The 24,737-nt window shown below is 68.5% G+C and carries 26 protein-coding genes and 1 tRNA gene; 7 read left to right on the plus strand and 20 right to left on the minus strand.

The genetic code is table 11. From position 1 onward, the window contains the following. Positions 1–153: 153 nt before the first annotated feature. The 4 genes from ABD154_RS01350 to ABD154_RS01365 form a co-directional block, all read right to left on the minus strand. A complete protein-coding gene (locus tag ABD154_RS01350) occupies positions 154–366 on the minus strand; it encodes a hypothetical protein (RefSeq protein WP_342037492.1) in 213 nt (70 codons plus the stop codon). Positions 367–548: 182 nt separating this feature from the next. Continuing rightward, the gene (locus tag ABD154_RS01355) at positions 549–1,985 is read right to left on the minus strand and encodes a recombinase family protein (RefSeq protein WP_094426304.1); all 1,437 of its coding nucleotides are present in this window, start codon (positions 1,983–1,985) and stop codon (positions 549–551) included. Positions 1,986–2,028: 43 nt separating this feature from the next. Next, positions 2,029–2,286, minus strand: coding sequence for an LLM class flavin-dependent oxidoreductase (locus ABD154_RS01360; RefSeq protein WP_344249592.1), 258 nt, complete (start codon positions 2,284–2,286; stop codon positions 2,029–2,031). Positions 2,287–2,439: 153 nt separating this feature from the next. Then, positions 2,440–2,512 (minus strand) — tRNA-Asn (locus ABD154_RS01365). Positions 2,513–2,767: 255 nt separating this feature from the next. On the opposite strand from ABD154_RS01365, the gene ABD154_RS01370 reads away from it, so the two are divergent. After that, entirely contained in the window at positions 2,768–3,679 is a 912-nt protein-coding gene (locus tag ABD154_RS01370; protein ID WP_249120863.1) for a DMT family transporter, read from the plus strand. 33 nt (positions 3,680–3,712) lie between these two features. Then, positions 3,713–4,897 (plus strand): glycosyltransferase, encoded by a 1,185-nt coding sequence (locus tag ABD154_RS01375; protein WP_344249861.1) that lies wholly within the window; start codon positions 3,713–3,715, stop codon positions 4,895–4,897. Positions 4,898–4,948: 51 nt separating this feature from the next. Here the strand turns inward: ABD154_RS01375 and gluQRS are convergent, their stop codons facing one another. The 12 genes from gluQRS to ABD154_RS01435 form a co-directional block, all read right to left on the minus strand. After that, the gene (gene gluQRS, locus ABD154_RS01380) at positions 4,949–5,896 is read right to left on the minus strand and encodes a tRNA glutamyl-Q(34) synthetase GluQRS (protein WP_344249595.1); all 948 of its coding nucleotides are present in this window, start codon (positions 5,894–5,896) and stop codon (positions 4,949–4,951) included. Further along, a complete protein-coding gene (locus tag ABD154_RS01385) occupies positions 5,893–6,210 on the minus strand; it encodes a GNAT family N-acetyltransferase (RefSeq protein WP_198498688.1) in 318 nt (105 codons plus the stop codon). Before ABD154_RS01385 ends, gluQRS begins: the two co-directional genes overlap by 4 nt. Before the next feature lie 31 nt (positions 6,211–6,241). Further along, positions 6,242–7,084: an amino acid ABC transporter permease gene (locus ABD154_RS01390; RefSeq protein ID WP_198498687.1), complete on the minus strand. Its 843-nt coding sequence runs from the start codon at positions 7,082–7,084 to the stop codon at positions 6,242–6,244. Continuing rightward, positions 7,081–7,743 carry an amino acid ABC transporter permease gene (locus ABD154_RS01395; RefSeq protein WP_211977658.1) on the minus strand — a complete coding sequence of 221 codons (663 nt, stop codon included), beginning with the start codon at positions 7,741–7,743 and terminating at the stop codon, positions 7,081–7,083. The genes ABD154_RS01390 and ABD154_RS01395 overlap by 4 nt, the downstream gene beginning before the upstream one ends. Positions 7,744–7,835: 92 nt before the next feature. Continuing rightward, complete coding sequence (locus tag ABD154_RS01400) at positions 7,836–8,732, minus strand: glutamate ABC transporter substrate-binding protein (protein ID WP_344249603.1); 897 nt, start codon at positions 8,730–8,732, stop codon at positions 7,836–7,838. 51 nt (positions 8,733–8,783) lie between these two features. Then, the gene (locus ABD154_RS01405; protein ID WP_211979286.1) at positions 8,784–9,512 is read right to left on the minus strand and encodes an amino acid ABC transporter ATP-binding protein; all 729 of its coding nucleotides are present in this window, start codon (positions 9,510–9,512) and stop codon (positions 8,784–8,786) included. Between the two features lie 110 nt (positions 9,513–9,622). Then, entirely contained in the window at positions 9,623–11,317 is a 1,695-nt protein-coding gene (locus ABD154_RS01410; protein WP_344249605.1) for an AMP-binding protein, read from the minus strand. A 64-nt stretch (positions 11,318–11,381) separates the two neighbouring features. Then, a complete protein-coding gene (locus ABD154_RS01415; protein ID WP_344249607.1) occupies positions 11,382–13,175 on the minus strand; it encodes an ABC transporter permease in 1,794 nt (597 codons plus the stop codon). Between the two features lie 99 nt (positions 13,176–13,274). Beyond that, on the minus strand, positions 13,275–13,676 hold the full coding sequence (locus ABD154_RS01420) for a TOBE domain-containing protein (RefSeq protein WP_198498682.1): 402 nt from the start codon (positions 13,674–13,676) through the stop codon (positions 13,275–13,277). Next, entirely contained in the window at positions 13,673–14,095 is a 423-nt protein-coding gene (locus ABD154_RS01425; protein ID WP_344249609.1) for a molybdenum cofactor biosynthesis protein MoaE, read from the minus strand. The genes ABD154_RS01420 and ABD154_RS01425 overlap by 4 nt, the downstream gene beginning before the upstream one ends. Then, a complete protein-coding gene (gene moaC / locus ABD154_RS01430) occupies positions 14,092–14,523 on the minus strand; it encodes a cyclic pyranopterin monophosphate synthase MoaC (protein WP_376871846.1) in 432 nt (143 codons plus the stop codon). Before moaC ends, ABD154_RS01425 begins: the two co-directional genes overlap by 4 nt. 35 nt (positions 14,524–14,558) lie before the next feature. Then, entirely contained in the window at positions 14,559–15,773 is a 1,215-nt protein-coding gene (locus tag ABD154_RS01435) for a molybdopterin molybdotransferase MoeA (RefSeq protein WP_344249613.1), read from the minus strand. A 45-nt stretch (positions 15,774–15,818) separates the two neighbouring features. Between ABD154_RS01435 and moaA the strand changes: the two genes are divergently transcribed. Together moaA and ABD154_RS01445 are read left to right on the plus strand one after the other, a co-directional pair. Beyond that, positions 15,819–16,907, plus strand: coding sequence for a GTP 3',8-cyclase MoaA (moaA, locus tag ABD154_RS01440; RefSeq protein ID WP_344249615.1), 1,089 nt, complete (start codon positions 15,819–15,821; stop codon positions 16,905–16,907). 8 nt (positions 16,908–16,915) lie between these two features. Continuing rightward, positions 16,916–17,194 (plus strand): MoaD/ThiS family protein, encoded by a 279-nt coding sequence (locus ABD154_RS01445; RefSeq protein WP_344249617.1) that lies wholly within the window; start codon positions 16,916–16,918, stop codon positions 17,192–17,194. A 90-nt stretch (positions 17,195–17,284) separates the two neighbouring features. Here the strand turns inward: ABD154_RS01445 and ABD154_RS01450 are convergent, their stop codons facing one another. Continuing rightward, positions 17,285–18,436, minus strand: coding sequence for a ThiF family adenylyltransferase (locus tag ABD154_RS01450; protein WP_344249619.1), 1,152 nt, complete (start codon positions 18,434–18,436; stop codon positions 17,285–17,287). A gap of 45 nt (positions 18,437–18,481) precedes the next feature. After that, positions 18,482–19,687, minus strand: a complete 1,206-nt coding sequence (locus ABD154_RS01455; RefSeq protein ID WP_344249621.1) for a molybdopterin molybdotransferase MoeA — start codon at positions 19,685–19,687, stop codon at positions 18,482–18,484. 132 nt (positions 19,688–19,819) lie between these two features. Here ABD154_RS01455 and ABD154_RS01460 point away from each other — a divergent pair, with 132 nt between their 5' ends. After that, positions 19,820–20,659, plus strand: a complete 840-nt coding sequence (locus tag ABD154_RS01460) for a CPBP family intramembrane glutamic endopeptidase (protein ID WP_344249623.1) — start codon at positions 19,820–19,822, stop codon at positions 20,657–20,659. Between the two features lie 106 nt (positions 20,660–20,765). Here ABD154_RS01460 and ABD154_RS01465 read toward each other — a convergent pair whose 3' ends face one another. Together ABD154_RS01465 and ABD154_RS01470 are read right to left on the minus strand one after the other, a co-directional pair. Continuing rightward, positions 20,766–22,235 (minus strand): peptide MFS transporter, encoded by a 1,470-nt coding sequence (locus ABD154_RS01465; RefSeq protein ID WP_198498673.1) that lies wholly within the window; start codon positions 22,233–22,235, stop codon positions 20,766–20,768. Positions 22,236–22,363: 128 nt separating this feature from the next. Beyond that, positions 22,364–23,632 (minus strand): MFS transporter, encoded by a 1,269-nt coding sequence (locus ABD154_RS01470; RefSeq protein WP_344249626.1) that lies wholly within the window; start codon positions 23,630–23,632, stop codon positions 22,364–22,366. A gap of 271 nt (positions 23,633–23,903) precedes the next feature. Between ABD154_RS01470 and ABD154_RS01475 the strand changes: the two genes are divergently transcribed. After that, the gene (locus tag ABD154_RS01475) at positions 23,904–24,317 is read left to right on the plus strand and encodes a phage holin family protein (RefSeq protein WP_140955080.1); all 414 of its coding nucleotides are present in this window, start codon (positions 23,904–23,906) and stop codon (positions 24,315–24,317) included. Between the two features lie 112 nt (positions 24,318–24,429). Next, positions 24,430–24,657 (plus strand): hypothetical protein, encoded by a 228-nt coding sequence (locus tag ABD154_RS01480; RefSeq protein ID WP_344249631.1) that lies wholly within the window; start codon positions 24,430–24,432, stop codon positions 24,655–24,657. Positions 24,658–24,737 lie beyond the last annotated feature (80 nt).

The following is a 24,737-nucleotide window of genomic DNA, read 5'->3' on the forward strand; positions in this document are numbered from 1 at the left end:
AGGATGGGGCGGACGACGTCGGTGACACACCCGGCACGGACACACTTTTTGGCCTATAACCCTAGAGGCGGGCCTCCGCGTCGGCGAGAGCGGGATCGCCCAGACGCCAGTGGAACGCCTCGACGTGATCGAGGGCGGCAGCATTCGCAGTCATCAGCGACCACCGCCCATCACGGAGGCGACGGCGGCGCGCTGACGCGGGGTCAGCGGCGTGTTGGCCAGGCGCTCACCGGCACGGCGACCGGCGGCACGGGCGACGGCGATGACGGGATCGAGCCCATCAGACTGCGGAACGGGGGTCGAGTCCTGGGCGATCCCAGGACGGTCCAGCGCGGAAGCGCGGGGAGCGTCGATAACGACAGACATCGGAAGACCTCAGACATGAGTGTGCTTCCGGTTCCCCGCCACCGTAGTTGGGCTGTTTGACCGGCTACTCATCCGGGAGCAGAACCCCGCGCTTCAAAGTCGCGGCCCCGGTGGGATCTTCTTGTCTGTAACCATTCTCCCATGACTCGACTCACCATTGCAATGACGAGTCGAGCCATGAGTCAGTCGCGTCTCGGCTCTATCCGAATGAGATCGGGGTCGAACTTCACGTGACCAGGAACGATGGGCTCGATGGTCACCGTCACCAGTTCGTCCACGAGCATCCGGCGACGGTCCACGTCCAACTCCTTCCACTTCGACTCGACCACCTCGCGGCGCTCCGCGGTGCCGACCGGCTCGTCAACGTCCGCGAGCAGCTTCGCCGCCACCGACACCGATCGGTCGAGCAGCTCCGCGTCGATCTCGTCGATGCGAGCCTTCACGTCGTTGATCGCCGCGGTGATCTCCAGCACGGGCTGGTGGATGTCGCGCAGCAGCGGGCTCAGCTCCTTGACGCGCTCGACCAGGGCGTTCCGCTCGGTCAGCAGCTCTTCGCGGTCCGGCCCAGCGTCTTCCTGCGGCATCACGAGGTCGTGCACGTCCGCCGAGGACAGTCGGGTGAGCACCGCCTCGGTGACCATCGCGTCGACGGGCTCGCGCTGGCGGGTGAGGTGGAACTGCTCACCGCAGCGGTACGTCGGCTGCTTGCGGCTGTTCGTCCCTGAGACGAGCGTCGCGCCGCACTTCCCGCACAGCCCGATCGTGGACAGGAGGTACTTCGGTTGGTTGCCCTGCCTCGCCGACCTCCGCACGTTGTCCTCCAGCTTCGCCACCGCAGCCCGCCATGTCTGTTCGCTGACGATGGGCGGGAACCCCTCGCCCTGCACCGGGTACAACTCGCCCGAGTCGTAGTGCTTGATGTAGCCAGCGTAGAGCGGATTCGCCAGCAGGTACCGCACGGCATCGACGGAGAACTCCGACCCGCGCGCGGTGAGGTGTCCGGCCTTGTTCAGGTCCTCGCGGATGCGACGGATTGACAGCGACGGCTCGCCGAGGAACGCGTCGAAGGCCCGCCGAACCGCGTTGGCCTCTTCCTCGATCAGCTCGCCCTCCCGCGTCCAGCCGAACGCCTTCCAGGTGGACGCCGGTATGCCCTCGGCACGTCGGCGCTCGTTCGACCGGATCTGACGCTCGGCCTTGCGACGTGCCTCGAACCGGGCGAGAGCGGCGAGCATCGTCGCCCGGAACTCGCCGTCCGCCGTCGAGAGGTCGATCTCGCCGTCCACCGTGACGACCCGCAAACCGAGGTCGATCAGCGTGTTCAAGTCCTTCGTGCTGCGCAGCAAGCGGTCCATGTCCACGGCGACGACCATCGAGAACCGACCCGCCCGGGCGTCGTTCAGCATCTCGGCCCACCGAGTGCCAGCGCGGCGCTTCTTCGTCGCCGACACCGCGTTGTCGTCGTAGACCTCGACGACCTCCCAGTCCTTCGCCTCGGCCAGCGCCCTGATCTTCCGCAACTGGGTCTCGACAGTCCACCGGTCGCCCTTGCGGTCCAACGAGGCGCGGACGTACGCCGCCACCTCGTTCGTCTTCCTCAGCGATACCAGTTCGACCATGCAACCAAGCTTACGTCAACGAGTGTTGCAACCTCGATATGTGCTACCGCATGTCGATGACGCCGGTGCCGACCTCGATGTGCTTCGTCTTCGCGGCGATCGCGCTGAGGACGGGGATCGGCGACGCCGCCTGTCTGGCGAAGTGGTGGACGCGGAAGTACGCTCCGTTGACGCCGATCTCGTCGGCGCCGACGCCGATCTCGACAGCCTGCTTCAGGGCTTCCTTCGCGCCGTACTCCCCTGGGGCCGCGCCGGGTCCGTAATGGCCGAAACTCAAGAATCCGAATGCCTTCATATCCATGCCAACCTGGTTGAGGTTTCAATTATTCCGGCCGGTCGCAGGCGGTGCGCGGCTTCCTGCTGGCTGCACGGGCCCCGCATACCCATGTGGGTGTGCGTGCGGGCATTCAGGGAACGACAAAGGCCCCGTCGGGAACGACGGGGCCTTGCTCTGCTCCCCCGGCTGGGCTCGAACCAGCGACCCTTCGATTAACAGTCGAATGCTCTGCCAACTGAGCTACGGAGGAATGTGGCAGTGACCTGCGCACGAGAAATCAGCATAGCAAAGGTGAGCCGACCTCGCCAAAGCGGCGCCCAGTGCGTTAGGTCACACCCGCCCCGCTCGCCCTGGGCCAGCGGTGCCCGAGGCGGACAGCTCCGGTTTCCCCCACCTCGGGGAGACGGGGAACCGGACAATTCCCCCGCGCGCACGACGCTCGCGCGTACTGCACTGTAACATCGGGGGTGACCCTTGCGAGCCATCCCCGACGGAAGCAGAACACGTGACCATTGTGGCCATCGCCTTAGCCGTTCTGGCAGCTGTGGCCCTCGCGTTCGGGGCCCTCTACCAGCACGACGCCGTCGCCGATCAGGACAACTCCCATGACGGTCTGAGCTGGGCGCACTTCAAGGAGCTGCTGGGGAACCGGAAATGGCTGCTCGGGCTCTTCATCCTCGGCCTCGGCACCCTGGGGAACTTCCTCGCCCTCGCCCTCGCCCCCGTCATGGTCGTCCAGCCGATCGGGGCGTTCTCCCTCATCGTCTCCGTCCTCCTCGGCGTGAGGTACCGCGGGCTCAAGGTCAACCGCCGCCTCGTCCAGGCCGTCGTGTGGTGCACCGTCGGCGTCACGGTCTTCGTCGCCCTGTCGGCCACGACTGCGCGGACGTCGGTCCACCTCGGCGCCGATGCCCTTCCGCTCGTGTGGATCACCGGCGTCATCGTCGCCGCCGGGCTCATCGTCATGCTCTTCTTCCGCCACGCCCCGCAGCTCGTCCTCATCACCGCGGCGGGCCTGCTCTTCGCGTGCGTGGCGACGAACGCCCATCTCGTCAGCGTGCAGTTCCTCCGCGCCGGCATCGAGAACGTCACGTGGCTCAACGTCGCAGCCCTCATCGTCGCCGCAGCCCTGGGCTCCTGGTTCGTGCAGAACTCGTACGCCGCCGGTCCCCCGGAGATGGTCATCGCCGGGCTCACCGTCGTCGATCCCATCGCCGCGGTCATCCTCGGCTCCGTCGTCCTCGGTGAGGCCCACGCCGCTCCCCCGTGGCTCGTCGTTGTCATCACGATCACAGGATTGGTCGCGTGTCTCGGGGTCGTTGTATTGTCTCGGTATCATCCCGATGTCAAGGATCGCGAGGACGAACGCCGCGACGCCCGCCAGAACGATCAGTTGACCGACACCGAGGAGAGTTGAGCTCTGTCCGCACAATCGACCCGTCGCATCCTCATCCCCACCGAGACCTACGCCCCCGAGGTCAACGGAGCGGCGAAGTTCGCCGAACGCCTGGCAGCGGGACTCGCCGCCCGCGGACATGACGTCCACGTCGCCTGCCCCTCGGCGACCGGCACCCCCTCGGTGAGCGTGGAGAACGGCGTCACCGTCCACCGCCTCACCTCCCACCGCTGGATGCTCCACCCCACGTGGACGATCTGCATGCCGTGGGAGACGAAACCGGAGATCGCCCGCCTCCTCGACACCCTCAAGCCCGACGTCGTCCACACGCAGGCGCACTTCGTCATCGGCCGCTACGCGTTCTCCGAATCGCACAAGCGCGGCATCCCCGTCGTCGCGACGAACCACTTCATGCCCGAGAACGTCCGCCCCTACCTCCGCGTGCCCAAGCCGCTCGTCGACGGCGGCACCGCGCTTGCCTGGTGGGATCTGCGCCGGAAGTTCCAGTCCGCCGAGTTCATCACCGTCCCCACGCAGCTCGCCGCCGACCTGCTCACGCAGAACGGCTTCAGCTCCCCCATCCGCGCGGTCTCCTGCGGCATCGACCTCGACCGGTTCTCCCACCTCAAGCAGCCCGTGACCGGCGGGAAGGGCTCCTCGTCGGGCACCGAGGCGGCCGCCCCGCGGGTGCTCTTCGTCGGTCGGCTCTCGGCGGAGAAGCACGCCGAGGACATCGTCCGCGCCGTCGCACTCACCGACCCGGCACTCGGCCTCGAGGCCGACATCGTCGGGGGCGGCGATCAGGAGGAGCCGCTCAAGTCGCTCGCCGCGGAACTCGGCATCGCCGAGCGCATCCACGTGCTCGGCAAGATCAGCGACTCCGCGCTCATGGACGCCTACGCCCGGTGCACGTTCTTCTGCATGCCCTCGACGGCCGAGCTCCAGTCGATCGCCACACTCGAGGCCCTGGCCTCGCGCAAACCCGTCGTCCTCGCCGACGCCGTCGCCCTGCCCCATCTCGTCCGCGACGGCGTCAACGGCTACCTGTTCCCACCGCGGGACATCGAGGCCCTCGCCGATCGCTTCACCCGCATCTGCACGCAGACGCCCCCGCAGTACGAGGCGATGTCCCGGGCCTCCCTCGACGTCGTCGCCACCCATGACATCGAGTACACGCTCGACACGTTCGAGTCGATCTACGCCGACGTCATCGCCGGATACGTCGACACCGCGGCCTGAGACCGACTGCCTGAAACGGCCTGAGACGGACCGCCTGAAACGGCCCGCCGCTCAGGCCGCGTCGTCGGCCGGCGGGACGAACACCGTCGGCTCCGACCCCAGCCGCGCGACGTCGAGCCCGGCGATGACGTCCTCGATCGACCGCCACCGGGCACTGCCTCCGGTGGCAGACGTCGGATCGGCCCCGCCGAGGGACTCCCAGATCCATCCGTAGACATCGGCGACCGTCCAGCCGCGGGCGCGCAGCTGCTCGTACGTCACGGCGCCGTCGCGCTTGGCCAGCCGGGACCCCGACTCGTTGAGCACGAGCGGCACGTGCAGCCACGCCTGCTCGGGCAGGTCGAGGAGTTCGGCAAGACGGGCCTGCCGCGGGGCCGAGGAGGCGAGGTCGTCCCCGCGGACCACCTCGGTGATCCCACTGGCCGCATCGTCGACGACGACGGTAAGGTTGTAGGCGAACACGCCGTCACCGCGCCGGAGCACGACGTCGTCGACCGGTGCCGTGATCGTGCCGAGCAGAGCGTCGGCCACGGTGACCTCCCGGTTCTCCGAGCGCAGCCGCAGGGCCGGTCTCCGGCCCGCGGCGGCCAGGGCGGTCCGCGCCTCGGTGCGCTGCTCCTCGGAGAGGTCGCGGCACGTGCCCGGATACGCCCCCGGTGGGGCGTGCGGGGCGGAGGGGGCCTGCTGGATGTCCTTGCGCGAGCAGTAGCATTCGTAGACGAGTCCCGCCTCATCGAGACGGGCGATCGCCTCAGCGTAGACGTCGAGACGCGCGGACTGGACGAGGGGGTCGTCGTCGGGCACGATCCCGAGGTCGGCGAACACCGCCCGTTGGGACTCCGCCGCGCCCGGCCGGACCCGGTCGAGGTCCTCGACGCGCCAGAGGAAGCGCTGGCCCTGCTGCCGGGCGCGCGCATACGCGAGCACCCCGGTGCGGATGTTGCCGATGTGGAGGTCGCCGCTGGGGCTCGGGGCGTACCGACCGGCTCCCGCCCTCACCTGTCGGCGACGAGATCGGCGTACTGCGGGAACCGCTGCAGGTAGTCCTGGACGTAGGTGCACAGCGGGACGATCGTCTCCCCGTTCGCCCGGATCTCGTCGAGGGCGTGCGTGACGAGGGTGCGGGCGAATCCGCGCCGGGAGAAGCCCTCGGAGATGATCGTGTGCTGGAGTTCGAGGGTGCTGTCGCCGATCCGCTGGTAGGCGAGGAACCCGACGAACGCCTCGGGATCGTCGGTGGTGAAGAGTTCGAAGCGCTCCCGGTCACGGTTGTGGCGCATCGTCACCGGGGTGGCGCTGAGTTCGGGTTCCATCCTCACGTCCCTTTCATCGTCGGTGAGCTGCTCAGCGCACCGGTGCCGTCGTCAGCCCTTCGCCCTCGACGTCGGCGGTGGTCTTGCGCTGCAGTCGCCTCTCGAGCCACCGCGCGAAGCTCGCGACGATCATGTTGATGATGATGAAGAGCGCGGCACCGACGATGAACGTCGGCAGAAGGTTATTGTACTCGCGGCCGATGAGGTTGACCTGGTAGAGAAGGTCCTGGTAGGTGACGATGAAGCCGAGCGCCGAGTCCTTGAGGAGGACGACGATCTGCGCGACGATCGTCGGCATCATCGCCCGCAGCGCCTGCGGCATGAGGACGAGGCTCATCACCTGTCCCGGTCGCAGGCCGATCGCCATCGCCGCTTCCCGCTGGCCCTTCGGCACGGCGAGGATGCCGGCCCGGATGATCTCGGCGAGCACCATGCCGTTGTAGAGGGTGAGGCCGATGACGACGGACCAGAACGGGCCGATCGTGTTCCCGAAGAGGAGGAACGTCGCGAAGATGAGGAGGAGGACGGGCACGCCGCGGAAGAACTCGAGGACGATCGTCGCGGGCACGGAGATGATCCGCTTCGACGACAGCCGCAGGAGGGCGAAGACGACGCCGACGGCCAGCGCCAGCACCGAGGCGACGGCGGCGACCTTGAGGGTCGCGAGCATGCCGTCGAGGAGGACGAGCTGGATCTGGGCGAATGTGAACGGATACCACTTCTCGGGTTCGAGCTGTCCGGCGTCGGCGAACTTCCAGATGATCCATGCGATGAGCCCGGCGAGCACGATCGTCGAGACGATCGAGAGGATGACGTTGTTGCGGCGGGCCTTCGGGCCCGGGGCGTCGAAGAGAACCTCTGTCGGTGCGCTCATCGGAGGATCACCAGCTTCCGCTCGAGGTAGGAGAAGATGCGCCCGAGGATGAGCGCGAGGATGAGGTAGGCGACGGCGGTGCCGAAGAGGATCGGGATGACGAGGTCGCCGCGGAGCTCGATCGCGTTGCGCATCGCGGAGATGAGTTCGCGGTTGTTGAACGCCGAGGCGATCGACGTGTTCTTGAGCATCGCGATGATGACGCTGCCGAGCGGCGGGATGACCGTCCGGAAGGCCTGCGGCAGGATGACCTCCGTCAGCGTCTGGTTGAACGTCAGCCCGATGGCCCGGGCGGCCTCGGCCTGGCCGACGGGGATCGTCGCGATGCCCGCCTTGAGGGTCTCGGCGACGAAGCACGCGGTGTAGGCGGTGAGCGCGAGCGTCGCGTAGACGAAGGAGTTGAACGAACTCGAGTCGCCGAAGCGGATGTCGAGGAAGGGCAGTCCGAAGGCGCAGAAGAACATCACGAGCGTCAGCGGGGTGTTGCGGACGATGTTGATGTACGCCGAGGCGGCGATCCGCAGCACCGGGGTCGGTGAGACCCGCATGGCGGCGAGGATCGTGCCGAGCACCAGCGATCCGACGAGGGTGACGGTGAAGAGCTTGACCGTGCCCCAAATGCCGGAGCCGAAGAGCTCGAGCAGGGCGAGAAAGTCCATCCCGGGTTCCTTAATCGATGCGAGGGCACCGGTCGGTGCCCTCGCATCAGGTCAGTGAGGCAGCCGGTGGGCGGCCTCGGTGCGGCAAGCGGTCAGTAGCGGTCGATCTCCGGCATCTTCACGCCCTCGGCCGATCCGAGCGTGTACTCGAAGGCCTCGGTCCACTGCCCGTCGTCCATGCTCGTCTGCACCGCGTCGTTGACCGCGTTGCGCAGGGCCGTGTCGTCCTTGGGCAGGCCGATGCCGTAGGGCTCTTCGCTGAAGGGCTTGCCGACGACCTTGAGCTCGCCCTCGTTCTGCGCCGCGTACCCGCGGAGGATCGCGTCATCGGTCGTCACCGCGTCGACGGCACCGGACTGGAGGTCGGTCACGCACTTCGAGTACGTGTCGTAGGTGACGAGTTCGGCGTCTCCGTACTCGTCCTGGATCCGCTGCGCCGGGGTCGAGCCGTCGACCGAGCAGACCTTGCGGCCGGCGAGGTCCTCGGGACCGGCGATGTCGGAGTCGGACTTCACGAGCAGGTCCTGACCGGCGACGTAGTAGGGGCCGGCGAAGTCGACGACCTGCTTGCGCTCGTCGTTGATCGTGTAGGTCGCAACGACCATGTCGACGGTGCCCTGCTGGAGGAAGGGCTCGCGGTTGGCCGAGACGGTCTCGACGAAGTCGATCTGGTCAGGGGCGAAGCCGAGCTGCGCGCCAACCATCTTCGCGATCTCGATGTCGAAGCCCTCCGGGTTCTCGGAGCCGGTGGTGACGTTGCCGAGACCCGGCTGGTCGAACTTCACGCCGACCTTGAGCTGACCGGCGTCCTTCGCCGCCTGCCAGGTCTTCGAGTCGGCGACGTCGGCGCTCTCGTTGACCGGGTACTCCGGGGCCGCGGCCTGCGAACCGCCGTCGGCCGGGTTGTCGGGGGTGCCGCCCTGCCCGCATCCGCTGAGGGCGAGGAGTCCGACCGCGACCGAGGCGATCGCGACGCTGAGCTTCTTCATGGTTTCTCCTTGGTGGTGTCGAACGGAACAGAGGGTCGAATCGGGGGTGGGTCAGTTCGTGAGGATCTTCGAGAGGAAGTCCTGGGCGCGCCCGCTCTGCGGGTTCGTGAAGAACTCCTCCGGACCGTTGACTTCGACGATCTCCCCGTCGGCCATGAAGACCACGCGATTGCCGGCCTTGCGGGCGAACCCCATCTCGTGGGTGACGACGACCATCGTCATCCCCTCCTTCGCGAGTTCGACCATGACGTCGAGGACTTCGTTGATCATCTCCGGGTCGAGCGCCGAGGTGGGCTCGTCGAAGAGCATGACCTTCGGCTTCATCGCCAGCGCCCGGGCGATCGCGACGCGCTGCTGCTGCCCGCCGGAGAGCTGAGCGGGGTACTTGTCGGCCTGGTGGGCGACCCCGACGCGTTCGAGCAGCGCCATCGCCTGCTTGTCCGCGTCGGCCTTCTTCAGCTTCCGCACCTTGATCGGGCCCAGGGTGACGTTCTCGAGGATCGTCTTGTGGGCGAACAGGTTGAACGACTGGAAGACCATGCCGACGTCCGAGCGCAGCTGCGCGAGCGCCGCACCTTCGGCCGGCAGCTCCTTGCCGTCGATCGTGATCGATCCCGAGGTGATCGTCTCCAACCGGTTGATCGTCCGGCACAGGGTCGATTTGCCCGAGCCGGAGGGACCGATGACGACGACGACCTCACCCTCGTGGATGTCGAGATCGATGTGCTTGAGCGCGTGGAAGTCACCGTAGTGCTTCTCGACGTCGGTCATCGAGACCAGCGGTTGTGATTCAACTCTCATGACCACTGATCTTAGTGAATGACCTGCTCACATGAAAAACGTCACGTGTTCCCAGGACAACTGCAATGAACTTGTGACCTGAGCGACATTCACACGCTGCTGCCTGCGTGAACGATCCTCTCGCCCTCTTCGCGCAACTCGACTTTCCGGATCTTTCCGGACACCGTCATCGGGAACGAGTCGCGGACCTCGACGTACCTGGGGATCTTGAAATGGGCGAGGCGGCCCTCGGCGAACTCCCTGACGTCGGCGGCGGTCAGCGTGTCGTAGCCGTCCTTGAGGATGACCCAGGCCATGAGCTCCTCGCCGTACTTCTCGTCGGGGACGCCGATGACCTGGACGTCGCTGATCGCCGGATGCTGGTAGAGGAACTCCTCGATCTCCCGCGGGTAGACGTTCTCTCCCCCGCGGATGACCATGTCCTTGATCCGGCCGGAGATGTCGACGTACCCGTCGTCGTCCATGATCGCGAGATCGCCGGTGTGCATCCAGCGGGCCGCATCGATCGCCTCGGCGGTCTTGTCCGGCTCCTCCCAGTACCCGAGCATCACCGAGTACCCGCGGGTGCACAGTTCGCCCTTCTGCCCGCGGGGCATCGTCTGGCCCGTCACCGGGTCGACGATCTTCACCTCGACGTGGGGCATGACCCGGCCCACCGTCTGCGTTCGGGCCTCGAGGGAGTCGTCGGCGCGGGTCATCGTCGACACCGGCGAGGTCTCGGTCATCCCGTAGCAGATGGCGACCTCGGACATGTTCATGTCGTCGATGACGTGGCGCATCACCTCGACCGGGCACGGGGACCCGGCCATCACCCCGGTGCGCAGGGTCGACAGGTCGTAGTCGGCGAAGTCGGGCAGGCCGAGTTCGGCGATGAACATCGTCGGCACCCCGTAGAGGGAGGTCGCCCTTTCCTCGGCGACGGCGGTGAGGCTCGCCGCCGGGTCGAAGCCCGGGGACGGGAGGATGACCGAGGCCCCGTGGCTGAGCGCCGCGAGATTGCCGATGACCATGCCGAAGCAGTGGTAGTAGGGCACGGGGAGGACGACGGAGTCGGCGGGCGAGTACGAGAGGAGCTCGCCGATGAAGTAGCCGTTGTTGAGGATGTTGTGGTGGGACAGCGTCACGCCCTTGGGGAAGCCCGTCGTCCCGGAGGTGTACTGGATGTTGATGGGATCGTCGGCGGAGAGTTCGGCCGCCGCCTGTTCGAGGCGCACCGCGTACTTCGCTCCGGGGTCGGCGAGCAGCTCCCGGCCCTGGGTCAGCAGGTGGGCGAACGATTCGCGCTCCCCGATCGTCGCCGTTCCGGTCAGAGCGTCCGGGACGGTGTCGAGGAAGACGAGATCGAGACCCGGCACCGAGGCGGCCACCTCGGTGGCCAGGGCGTGGAAGTCCGAATGGGGCGGGGCGGCGATCTGCGAGATGAGCATCGTCATCCCCGACTGGCCCACGACGAATTCGAGTTCGTGGGCGCGGTAGGCGGGGTTGACGTTGACGAGGATCGCCCCGATCTTCGCCGTCGCGTACTGGACGAGCGCCCATTCCCCGACGTTCTGCGCCCAGATCCCGATGCGATCGCCATTGCCGAGGCCGCGTTCGAGCAGGGCACCGGCCAGCGCGTCGGTGTCGGCGTCGAACTCGGCATACGTCCAGCGTCGGTCGGAGCCGCGGTCGATGAGGGCGATCGCGTCCGGGTGGGCGGCGGCGGTGCGCCGGAAGTTCGCCGGAATCGTCTCCCCGCGCAGGGGTTCGGTCGACGGTCCGGAGGAGTAGGAGAGGTCAGCCACGTCGTTGTCGCCCTTCGTATCCCGTCAGCGGTCACTGACAGCGTGCGGTGTGATCGCCTTCACACTATTCCGGTTCGGTCCGACTCGCAAAGGCCGGGGTGCTCCTGTCGTCGGCCTCCCTGCCGAGGCGGGTGGGGGTGGTGGCGCGGAAGCTGCGGACGAAGTCGTCGTCGCTCCCGGGCCCGGCCTGTCCGTCGGCCTCGACGAGACGCGCGCGACCGGCGTCGATGAGGACGAGCGCGCGGCTGAGTGCCGCGACGTCGGCGGCGTCATGGGTGATGAGCAGGGCGCTGCGTCCGCGCAGCACGTCGGCGAGGACGGCGCGGGTGCTGATCTTCACGTCGACGTCGAGGGCGGCGAGGGGCTCGTCGAGGAGGAGGAGCGTGGGGTCGATGACGAGCGCCCGGGCGAGGGCGATGCGCGCTGCCTGCCCGCCGGAGACCTCGTCGGGGCGGCGGTCGCTGCAGTGGCCGACGCCGAGGCGGTCGAGCATCGCCTGGGCGGTGGTGCGGGCCTCGGCGCTCCGGTGTCCGTGGGCGCGGAGTCCGAACGCGACGTTGTCGAGGACGCTGAGGTGCGGGAAGAGCAGCGGGTTCTGGGCGAGGTGGACGACCCCGCGAGCGTGGATGGGCGGCCAGTGGCCGGCGTCGATGTCGAAGATCGTGCGGTCGCCGAGCCGCAGCGCCCCGGATTCGGCGGGCAGGGCGCCGGTGATGATCTGGAAGAGACTCGACTTCCCGGCCCCGTTGCGGCCGATGAGCGCCGTCGTCTGCCCGGCGGACACGTCGAGGGCGATGTCGAGTCCGCGGGTGGGCAGCTGGGCGCTCAGGCTCAGTCGCCCGTCGCCGGCCCCGGCGGCGGGACTGGTGGCGGCTCCGGCGACGGCGCCCGTGGCGGCTCCGCGGCCGATCTCCGAGGTGACGCCCCTGCAAGCGGCATGGGGTTCCGGTTGGGCCTCCGCCACCGGGAGGACAGCATCGGTGTCGTCCGGCCGGGAGGCGGGTGCGCCCGTGCGCGCGATGGTGGCGCCGGGAGCCGAAGCGCGCGGGCCGAAGCGGCGCAGACGCGGGGCGTGGGGCGAGCGGTACGCGAGGACGATGATGATGAGCGCGGTGACGACGAGGAGCAGGGAGAGGGCGATCGCCGACTGCGGGTCGGACTCGCGGACGAGGTAGATCTGCAGCGGCATCGTCCGGGTCACGCCCGACAGGGAGCCGGCGAAGGTGAGGGTCGCCCCGAATTCGCCGAGGGATCTGGCGAAGCAGAGGACGGCGCCGGTGAGGATGCCTGCCCGCAGCATGGGGAGGGTGACCGTGGCGAACACGCGCATCGGGGTCGCCCCGAGTTCGGCGGCGGCGATCTCGTAGCGCTGCCCGCGCGCGGCGACCGCGGTCTCGACCGACATCACCATGAACGGGAGGGAGACGAAGATCTGGGCGACGACGACGGCCGCCGTCGTGTACGCGAGCCCGAGACCGGCCTCGGTGAGCAGGGACCCGAGATACGCCGAGCGCCCCCACGTGTAGAGGAGCGCGAGGCCGCTGACGACCGGCGGCAGGACGAGCGGGAGGAGGATGAGGGTGCGCACGAGCCGCTGTCCCGGGAACGTCGTCGTGGCGAGCAGATAGCCGAGCGGGAAGCCGAGGACGACGCTGACGAGCGCGGAGATCGTCGACGTGAGCAGGGACAGTCCCATCGCCAGCTGCGACTCGGGGGCCCCGATGACCTCGCCGAGGTGGCCGAGGTCGATGCGGGTGACCATCCCGATGATGGGGACGAGGAGGAACGCGACGGCGAGGACAGCGGGAATCCACAGCCACCTCGGCGCCGTCGCATGCCTCCGGGCACGCCCCGTCACGGATGGTCTCCCGGTGTGGAATCACAGATCATCCACCCATTATCACCCGCAGATGCGGAGTTTCAGAGCATCTGCGTCAGCATCTGAGACTGGTAAGGGTCAGTCGCCGCCAGCGGTGTCGATCCACACCATCGTCGCCTTGACGGCCGCGGTGGCGAGGCTGCCGGGTTCGAGTTCGAGCTGACGGCACGCCTCGGCGGACATCAGGGACACGACCCGGAACGGCCCGCACTGGAGGCTGACCTGCGCCATCACCCCGTCGATGACGACGTCGGTTACGAGCCCGGTGAAGCGGTTGCGCGCCGAGCTGCGGACGTGCGTCGGGTCGTCGAGGGAACCGGCGCCGTCCTGGGCGAGCACGGCGAGTTCGGCCCCGTCGACGACGGACCGGTTCGAGGCGTCCTTGTGCTGCGCGAGCCGGCCGTCGCTGATCCAGCGACGGATCGTGTCGTCGCTGACGCCGAGGAACCGGGCGGCCTCGCTGATGCGCAGCTGAGTCATTCGAGCGCTCCCACCCATTCGTCGTCGCCGTCGGTGAAGAACTGGTGCTTCCAGATCGCCACCTTCTCCTTGACCTCGTCGACGAGCTCGCCGCACGCGACGAAGGACTCCCGGCGGTGCGGTGAGGCGACGACGGCGGCCAGCGCCACATCGCCGACGGTCAGCTCTCCGACCCGGTGGACGACGGAGAGGCGGACCGCGGGATGCCGGGCGGCCACCGCGGCGGCCACCTCGGCGATCTGCGCGGGCGCCAGCGGGTGGGATTCGTAGACGAGCCGGGTGACACCGCGGCCCGAATCGTGGTCGCGGATGATCCCGGAGAAGGTCACGGCGGCCCCGCATTCGGCGGTGACGACCTCGGGTTCGAGGTCGGTCACGCTGATCGGGGACTCGGTGATGCCGGTGGTGATGACGGTCATGACTCCCGCTTCCAGTCCCCGCTCTTGCCGCCGGTCTTCTCGAGGACCTTGATGTCCCCGATGACCGCGCGGTTGTCGACGGCCTTGATCATGTCGAAGATCGTCAGCGCGGCGACGGAGACGGCGGTGAGGGCCTCCATCTCGACACCGGTCACCGACACCGTCTTCACGGCCGCGGTCACCGTGACGGCGGAGTCCGTGAGGGTGAAGTCGACGTCGACGCCGGTCAGCGGCAGCGGATGGCAGAGCGGGATGAGGTCGCTCGTGCGCTTGGCGCCCATCACCGCGGCAATCCGCGCCACCGGCAGGGCATCGCCCTTGGGCAGGCCCGCCTGACCGATGAGGGAGATGACCTCCGGGGTCGTCGTGATCGTGGCCGTGGCCACGGCCCGCCGCCGGGTGGTGCTCTTGTCGCCGACGTCGACCATCCGGGCGGCTCCGGACTCGTCGAGGTGTGTGAGGCTCACGCGATTGTCCACGTTCTCAGCCTATCCCCCGCGGCCGCGAACGGGTCGTCAGGGTCGTCGGTGGGCGGGATGAAGACGAGGTGGGTGCTCTCGGCGTAGCTGTGGAGCAGATGCGACCGGGAGCCGCCGACGAAGGTGATGCCGTCGTCGTCGACGATCGCCCGCCGCACCTGGAGCTTGCCGGCAGGCGGGGTCTCGTCGAGGTCGGCGGCCAGCGGGTGGAAGCCGACGGGGCGGGCATCGAGGCCGGGGTCGATGCCGAGGAGGGCGGGGCGGATGAAGAGCTCAACGCTGATGAGGGCGCTCACGGGATTGCCCGGCAGGGCCACCCAGGGGTGACCGGCGAGCGTGCCCACGCCCTGCGGTCCGCCGGGCTGCATGGCGATGGGTTCGAAGAGCATGTCCGCGCCCGGGTCGAGGGTCGCGGCGAGTTTGACGACCTCGCGAGCGCCCTTCGAGATGCCGCCGGTGGACACGACGAGGTCGGTGTCGACGGCGCGCACTCGGCGCAGCAGCTCCTCCGGGTCGTCGGGCACCCGCAGCTGGGTGACCTCGGCGCCGAGGCGGGTGAGGCTCGCGGTCAGGGTGATGCCGTTGGAATCCTCGATGCCGGCGTCGGCGTCCCCGGCGATCTCGTCTCCGGTGCTGAGGACGAGGATCCGCGGGAGGGTGACGACGTCGAGGTCGACGACTCCGCAGGCGGTGGCGACGCCGAGGCGGGCGGGAGTGAGCAGCGCACCGGCGCGGAGCACGGTGGTCCCGGCGGTGACGTCGCTGCCGCGGGCGCGGACGAACGCGCCGGCTGCGGGTGCGTCCTCGACGGTGATCTCCGTCGCCCCGAAGGTGCCCGGTTCGGTGGCCTCGATGGGGATGATCGTGTCAGCACCCTCGGGCACCGGGGCTCCGGTCATGATCTCGACGACGGTGCCGGGGTCCACGGCAGCGCCCCGGGCTCCGGCGGCGACCTGCCCGACGACGGGCAGCGGGCCGAGGCGGGACCCGTCCCGCGGTGCGGTCGTCAGGGTCTGTGCGGCGACGGCGAACCCGTCCATGCTCGAGTTGTCGAAGGCGGGGACGTCGACGGCGGAGACGACATCGGCGGCCAGCTGCCTGGGCACCTGAAGAAGGGCGGTCAGGGGCATGCGCGCCGAGCCGCGCAGCGGACTGATCGTCTCGAATACCCGACGACGATGCGTGAAGGCGCTGGTCATGGGACGATGATAGCGAAGAGCTTTCGTCAAGGGAGGAGAACGGACATGGGGACGATCGGCCTGCCGACCCCGATGGTGAGGACTCCGACTCTCGACCCGGGCACGTCGTTCACCGCGCACAGCGAGGAGTCGCTCCTCGACACGTTCGGACGGCGGGCGCGGGACCTGCGGATCTCGCTGACGGATTTCTGCAACCTGCGCTGCAGCTACTGCATGCCCGCCGAGGGTGTCGAGTTCATGCCCCGCGATGCGGCGATGAGCGCCGAGGAGATCATCCGCTTCGCCCGCATCGGCGTCGAGCGGTTCGGCGTCGACCAGATCCGGTTCACCGGCGGAGAGCCGCTGACCCGCCACGACATCACCGACATCATCGCGGGCGTCGCCGCCCTGACCCCGCGGCCGAACATCGCCCTGACGACGAACGCGATCGGTCTCGACAAGCGCGCGGCGAAGCTCAAGGAGGCCGGTCTCGACCGGATCAACGTCTCCCTCGACACGGTCGATGCCGACACGTTCGCCGAGATCACCCGGCGTCCGTTCCTCCAGCGCGTCCTCGACGGCATCCAGGGGTCGAAGGACGCCGGTCTCGACCCGGTGAAGATCAACGCCGTGCTCCTGCCGGGGGTCAACGACACGCAGGCACCCGACCTCCTCCAGTGGTGCCTCGGCCACGGACTGTCGCTGCGGTTCATCGAGCAGATGCCCCTCGACGCGGGGCACTCGTGGGATCGCGGGACGATGATCACCGCCGCTGACGTCTTCGCGCTGCTCGAACCCCGCTTCGTCCTCACGCCGGACGAGGCCCCGCGCGGTGGGGCGCCGGCGGAGAAGTTCCGGGTGGCGAGCCGTGAGGATCCGGACACCGACCTCGGCGACGTCGGCATCATCGCCTCGGTCACGCGCCCGTTCTGCGCCGACTGCACCCGCACCCGGCTGACCGCCGAGGGCCGGGTGCGCACGTGCCTGTTCTCCCGCACCGAGGTCGATCTGCTCGTCGCGCTGCGCTCGGGTGCCACGGATGAGGAGATCGCGAACCTGTGGAAGGGCGCGCACTGGGCGAAGCTCGCCGGGCACGGCATGGACTCCGCCGACTTCACCCAGCCGCAGCGACCGATGAGCGCCATCGGAGGATGAGAGAGACCGTGTCGACCACCGCAGCCTCGCATGCCGCCGCACCCGCGACCGTCACCGTGCGCTTCTTCGCCGCCGCCCGGGAGGCGTTCGGCACGAAGGAGTCGACCGCCGAGGCGGCCACTCTCGCCGATCTCATCGCCGTCCTCACTGCTGGGGCCGACACCGAGGCGGTCACGGTCCTTGAGCGGTCGAGCTTCCTCGTCAACGCCCGGGCGCGCACCGACCGGCAAGCGCCCTTGGCCGCCGGAGACACCGTCGACGTCCTCCCGCCCTTCGCCGGGGGGTGAGCGGGACGAAGCGCTGTGTGAGCGCGGGTCCACATTTCGAGGGGTGACCGCCCGCTGGGGTGTGACCCCGTTTTGGGGTGCGACCGTCGGTCAGAACGCGGCGTCGATGCTGCCGCGGGAGAGGTGAGCGAGGTAGCCGCCGGAGATCGACACGGCGTCGATCCCTGCCCGGCGCAGAGCGCTGACCGTCCGGGCCGAGCGCACCCCTGACCGGCAGTAGAGGGCGAAGCGCGCCGACTCCCCCACGACCGTCGCACCGTCGGTCGCCGTGAGCAGCCCGGGATCGGCGAGGAGTCGGTCCATGGGAATGTGGGCGGCTCCGGCGACGCTGCCCGCCGACACCTCGTCGTCGTCCCTGATGTCGACGAGCACGTCGTCGCGGGTGAGGCCCTCCCACGTGATGACCGGGATGGCCTCGTCGGCAGATGGGGTCGCCGAGGCGGCAGGCGCGTTTGCCGCGGCGGGGGCGACGGCTGGCCCCGGTGCACCGCCGCTGCGGTGGTCCTCGAGGCTCGTCACGGGCCGGCGTTCGGGGTCGCGGGCGACGGGGATCGTCTCCCAGCTCGCATCGAGGCTGCTGTGGATCGAGACGGCGTCGCGCAGGGGCGTGCCGATGCCGGCGAGCACCTTGATCGTCTCCATCGCCATCGCCGAGCCGATGCTGCCGCACAGGGCGCCGATGACCCCGGCGGTCGCACAGTTGGGCACGGACCCGGGCGCGGGCATCTCGGGGTGGAGGTCGCGCAGCGTCGACCCGGTGCGGGCGTCGAAGACGGCGAGCTGTCCGTCGAAGCCGAGGATCGTGCCCCACACGAGGGGGATCCCGAGCAGCTCGCACGCATCGTTGACGAGGTAGCGGGTCTCGAAGTTGTCGCTGCCGTCGACGACGATGTCGGTCCCGGTCAGCAGCTCTTCGGCGTTGTCGGCGGTGAGCAGCACCGGGTGCGTGATGATCTCGATGTCGGAGTTGAGTCCGGCCAGCCGCCGGGCCGCGGAGTCGACCTTGCGGTTGCCGACCTCCTCCTCGGCGTGGAGGAACTGCCGGTGGAGGTTGCTCAGCTCGACGACGTCGGGGTCGATGACGCTGATGGTGCCGACCCCGGCGGCGGCGAGATAGGTGAGCACGGGCGCCCCGAGGCCCCCGGCGCCGATGACGACGACATGGGAGGCGAGCAGTCTCTCCTGGGCTTCTGCGCCGAATCCGCGGAGGCGGATCTGGCGGGTGTAGCGGGCAAGGTCCATGGTTCTCAGTCTAGGACCGGTGCGCGCACGCGCGCTCGCCGCCCGCTACCCCGCGAGGCCGGTGGCCGGCAGCGGGAGCACCTGAACGAGGTCGCCGGCGGAGATCGCCGCCGGTGCGGCGGGCACGCGGAGGATCGCGTCGGCACCGGCGAAGTCGCGCAGCCGGGCGCGTTCGGCCGGGACGACGGTGCCCTCGACGGAGACGGTGACGGGGACGAAGGACACGCCCTTGACGTGTCCGGCGAGGTCGGGGCCGGCATAGACGGCCCGCTGCCAGCGTGCGGCGAGGTCGGTCCCCGACAGCAGGGTGAGCGCGAAGAGATGGAAAGACAGGAGCGCGCCGGACGGGGTGCCCGGGAAGTGGAGCAGGGGCACGCCGCCGCGGCGCCCGTGCCCCTGCGGACCCCCGGGACGCTGGCGCACCCGGACGAACTCGGAGTCGGTGCCCTCGAGGCTCGCCCGCACGACCTCGAAGGCCCCGGCGCTGATCCCGCCGGTCGTGATGACGAGGTCGACGTCGGGGAGGAGACCGTCGAGCACGGCGAGGAACTCGGCCGGATCGTCGCTGCTCGTGCCCAGGTGCGGGATCGCCCCGGCGGTGACGATGGCGGCTGAGAGCATCGGCAGGTTCGAGTTCGGGATGATCGGCGCGGTCGCCGTCGCAGCCCCCGGGGCGGCGGCGAGTTCGTCGCCGGTGACGATGAGTCCGACGCGCAGCCGCCGTCGCACCTCGACGGTGGTCTCCCCGAGCATCGCGAGCGACCCGATCGCCGCGGCCCCCAGGCGCTGACCGCCGAGGACGACGATGTCGCCGACCGCGGTGTCCTCACCGACGTCGCGGATGTTCCACCGGCCGACGATCGTCTCCGGCAGGCCGGCGACGGTGATCGTCTCAGGGATCTCTCCGGTCCGAGCGGCATCGGTGAATTCGACGGGGACGACGGCCACGGCACCGGCCGGGACGGCGGCACCCGTCATCACCCGCACCGCTGTGCCGGCGGCGATGTCGACCGGGCGGTGACCGGCGGGCACGTCGCCGACCACGGAGACGGGGGCGCCCGTGCGGGCCCGGGCGAGGGCGCGGGCGTCGAGGGCGTAGCCGTCCATCGCCGAGGTGGCGAAGGCCGGGATCGGATCCCGGGCGACGACGTCGTGGGCGAGGATCCGACCGACCGCCTCGGCGAGGGGCACGCTCTCACTGCCGACCGGCAGAGCTCCGGCGATGATCCGGGAATAGGCCTCGGGGTCCACGCACGTCCTTTCGCTGCGTCGGGCCGGAGGAGTCGCGGTGAGTCGTCCGGTCGGGGATGTCTCCGTCGATCCTAGGACGTGGGCGCCGCTCTTCACCAATGCGCCCTGCCCGTCTCGATTAGAGTGGGTGACGTGGAGGAACAGACCGAACCGAGAAGATGGAGCGTCGTCTCACGTCCCGGGCTCGCCGCGGTCCTCCTCGCCGCCTCGGCGGTGATCCTCTTCGGGATCGGCACGGAGTTCCGGGCCGTCAAGGTGTGGGGCTATGCGCCGATGGCCGCGTCCCTCATCCTCGCGTGGACGACCGCGGACCGGAGCTTCGCCCGGGATCTCAGCGTCATCGCCGGGGCTCTCGCGCTCATCTCCGCGATCTCCGTCGAAGCCGACATCTCGTGGACGAACATCCTGCGGATGGGGATCGTGCTCAGCGCCGTCGTCATCGGGCCCTTCCTCGTCACCCGGTACTGGTTCAAGGAGAAGAGCATCGTCTACCCGCGCCGGCACGGTCAGCCGTGGTCGAAGCTCGAGTGGGGTTGGCTGATCTTCGTCGTCGTCGTCGCCTGGCTCGTCCTCCCCCAGTACTTCTTCCGCACCGGGGTCTACCTCAACTGGCCGGCGGTGACCGAATGGCATGAGATCCTCAGGCTCTTCATCGGCGTCAACGCCGTCGGCCTCTGGGACGAGCTGTTCTTCATCTGCACGGTCTTCGCCCTGCTGCGCCGGCACTTCGACTTCTGGACGGCGAACGTGCTCACGACGATCATCTTCGTCTCGTTCCTCTGGGAGCTCGGCTACCGGTCGATCGGTCCGCTGCTGACGATTCCCTTCGCCGTCGTCCAGGCGGTGATCTTCACGAAGACGAAGTCCCTGCCCTACACCGTCACGGTCCATCTCATCTTCGACGCGATCGTCTTCCTCACGATCGTCGCCGCCCACCATCCGCAGGCGCTGCCGATCTTCATCGGGGTCTGACTCCGACAGGAGAACCGCCCTGTCCGGGAAGTTCCGGACAGGGCGGTTCCCTGCGGTCTGGTCACCCGCGGTGACGGGTGTCAGACATACGGGTGTCAGAGGCGGATCAGCGCACGCCCTTGAGCATCTTGAGCATCGGCTTCGTCAGCGTCAGCGCGAGGAGCCCGAGGACGATCGAGGTGCCGCCGATCGACGTCCAGTACGGGGTCTGGTTCGCCGGATCGAAGTAGCCGCCGAGCACACCCGAGAGTGCGGTTCCCACACCGGAGGCGAGGAAGAACACGGCGATCATCTGCGACTGGAACACCTTCGGGGCGACCTTCGTCGAGAACGACAGGCCGACCGGGGAGATGAGCAGCTCGCCGAAGACGAAGATGGCGAGGATGAGGCAGACCCACAGCAGCGGCGTCGAGTTCGCCGGCGCGGTCGCATACGGCAGGAACATGAGGAATCCGAGGCCGATGAAGACGAGCGAGAGGCCCGCCTTGACCGGGGTCGAGATCTGCTTGGGACCGAGCTTCATCCACATCGTCGCGAACAGCGGCGCGAAGATGATGACGAACGCGGCGGGGATGAGCTGGATCCAGTTGATCGGCATCTCCCACCCGAAGATCGACCGGTTGAGCTGACCGTCGGAGTAGACGGTGAGGACACCGAAGATCTGCTGGTACATCGACCAGAAGACGACGCTCGTGATGAAGAACGGAATGAACGCGAGCACCCGGGAGCGTTCGGTGGCGTTCGTCTGCGGCGAGGTGTACATGACGATGAAGTAGCACGCTGCGGCTGCCGCGGAGATGCCGGCGATCCACCAGTCGAGGTTCTCGGGGTTGACGAGACCGGTCATCCACAGCACGGTGGCGAGGACGACGACGGCGACGACCGCGACGATGAAGAGGTAGAGCTTCGACTTCGGCAGCGGGTTGACCGCGGTGCGCGATTCGGCGGGCAGCTTCTTCCGGCCGCTGCCGTAGATGACGAGGCCGAGCGCCATGCCGACGGCGGCGGCGCCGAAGCCGTAGTGGAAGCCGATGTTCTGCTGGAGCAGACCGGTGATGAGCGGGCCGAAGAGGGCTCCGATGTTGACGCCCATGTAGAAGATCGTGAAGCCCGCGTCGCGGCGGGGATCCTTCTCCTCGTAGAGCTCACCGACGAGCGCGGAGGCGTTGGCCTTGAGGCCGCCGGACCCGAGGGCCACGAGGATGAGGCCGGCGGCGACTCCGCCGAATCCCGGCACGAGCGCCAGCGCGATGTGGCCGGCCATGATGATGATCGCCGAGTAGAAGAGGACCTTCTCCGCGCCGAGGATGCGGTCGGCGACCCAGGCGCCGAGGATGGTGGCGAGGAAGACGGCACCGCCGTAGGCGCCGACGATCCCGACCGCTGTGGCCTGCGGGAGTCCGAGTCCGCCGTCTGTGACCTGGAAGTACAGGTAGAGGGCGAGGATGCCGTTCATGCCGTAGTAGGAGAAGCGCTCCCACAGTTCGAGGCTGAAGAGCTGGAAGAGCGGAAGCGGGTGTCCGAAGAACCGCGTATCGCTCTTGACGACCTCGGTCGTCGAGGTGCTGGTAGACATATCGTGCTTTCCGTTGTGTCGTGCGATCGCGCGATGTAGGAGCGCGAACAACCGGTTACTCTACTCCCACGACATGGCACACAGCACATTTTCGGTGGAATGGGAAGAGGTGTCCCAGATCGCGGAATCTACGTGTGAACCACGTCTCGTTTCCGCTGGCGGAAGCGCACGAGGACGTTGAGGAGGGCGGCGAGGACGACGACGATCGCGGCCCCGATCGGAACGGCGATGGCCGTGGACGTCCCGACCTCCTCGGCGAGGATGCCGCCGAGCGCCGAGGCCACGGACTGTCCGACGATGATCGCCGATCCCGCCATCGACATCACGGTGGCCGAGCGTCCGCGGGGGCTGCGTTCGGCGGCGAGGCTGAAGAGGGTGACGAGCGACGGCCCGATCGCCGTGCCCATGAGGAGGAGCCCGATGACGACCCCGGGCATCGCAGAGGCGGTCGCGAGCACGATGGTGCCGGCGAGCAGCAGCGGGGCGAAGCACAGCAGCCTCGCCCAGAGGGCGAAGCGCGGGGAGAAGAGGGCGACGGAGATCGCGAGGATCGCCGAGCCGATGCCGAGGACACCGTAGACGAGCCCGGCCTGTTCGGGGTGGCCGAGGTCATTCATCAGCGAGGTCAGGGCCGTCAGCGTCGAACCGAAGACGAGCCCGATGCCGAAGACGCCGAGGACGACGACGAAGATCCGTCCGGTGAAGAGGTCGCGCACCGGTCCCTTGACGACGGCGGCGGCTGCGCCCGACGTCGCGATGCGACCGCTGCGGTGGAGGGCGAAGGCGGTGACGAAGATGAGCGTCATGGCGACGGCACCGATGATCGGGGCGACGGGTGAGAACCATGTGGCGAGCAGCCCGACGATGAAGGGGCCGAAGACGAAGACGACCTCGTCGGCGGCGGACTCGTAGGCCATCGTGCCGTTGAGCACCTTCGACTGCCGGGTGCCGGGCAGCACTGAGAGGATGACGTCGACGAGGCGGGAGCGCGACATCGGGGAGACCTGCGGGGCGCTCGCTCCGATGAGGAAGGACGCGAGGAGGACGACGACGTCGGGCAGCGGGGAGAAGACGACCCAGGCGAGGAAGAGCAGAGCCGCGCTGTTGATCGCCCCGACGACGAGGAGGACGGGACGCTGTCCCCAGCGGTCGGCGGCGGCGCCGATGAAGGAGCCGAAGATCGCCGTGCCGAGCCCGACCATCGCGGAGTTGAGGCCGCCGAGGCTGAGCGAGTCGCGGCCGGCGACGACGAGCGTGAGGACGCCGACGACGACCATCGCATAGGGCATGCGGGCGAGGAAGGCAATGGGGAAATAGCTGAGACCGACGGCGCGGAGCAGGCCGGGTTCGGCGGTCGGGGGCTCGGTGTGCGGTGTCCTCTGATCGGGGTGCTGCATGGCGTTCTTCGTTTCTGCCTCGCAATGCGCTGCGAGGATTCGGTGCCGCCGTGGTGAACTGCTCTGCACTCGGTAGATGCACATCGGTGGGATGGGAACTCTGCCCCCAGCCTACCTGCCGAGCGCCCGCGCCAGGCGGTGTCATCGGTCACGATCGCATCAGGCACCCTGTCTCATCGGCACAGGTCAGGGATCAGCGGACGGGGTCGCGGACACGGCTTTCCCATCCCTGACTCAGTGGACCCGCAGACGGGAGTGAAAGGATATGACCATGAACTTCCTCTTCCGAGTCGGCATCAACGCCTTCGCCATCTGGGTGGCCGTGTGGCTGCTGCCCGGCGTGAGCATCGCCGGCAATGAGCTCATCGAGGAACAGGTCGGTCCGGTCTTCGCGATGGTCGTCTCCTACCTCGTCATCGGTCTGATCTTCGGGTTGGCCAATGCCTTCATCAAACCGATCATCAGCGTGCTGTCGGCACCGATCACCTGTCTGACGCTCGGTCTGTTCTCGATCGTCATCAACGCCGCGATGCTCGCGCTGACGAGCTGGCTGAGCGGGTTCACGCCGTTCGTCTTCACGATCGACTCGTTCTTCTTCCAGGCGATCCTCGCCGCGATCATCGTCTCCGTGGTCTCCGCGCTGCTCGGCTGGCTCGCCCCGGAGCGCTCGTACGACCGGGACTGACCTCGCACGCCCGGGACTGACACGGCCCCCGCCGGAATGCCCGTGTCGTTCTCTACGGCATGTAGACTGATGGCTGATCATCGCCGTATCGCCGCAAGTCTCGGAGGAGAACATGTCCAACCCCGCCGCGCAGAGAACGCAGAACTCCGCGAACTTCGCTGACGTCGTCGTCTTCGTCGTCTGCTTCGCGCTCTTCATCTTCTCGATCTACCTCTTCGGCGCGGCGTTCTCCTCCCCCGCCGGCACCGAGTTCTGGGTGTTCTGGGCCGGCCTCGTCGTCGCCTCGATCGCCTTCATGCTGCCGATGATCTACCACGCGATCGTCGATCGTCGCTCCTGATCCTCATGTCGGGTCACCGCTGACCTGAGACATCGCTGACCGCGTCGCAGAGCATCTGCGGCGCGGTCAGTCGCGTGTGC

The organism is Brevibacterium sanguinis, assembly GCF_039528855.1.
Lineage (GTDB): Bacteria > Actinomycetota > Actinomycetes > Actinomycetales > Brevibacteriaceae > Brevibacterium > Brevibacterium sanguinis.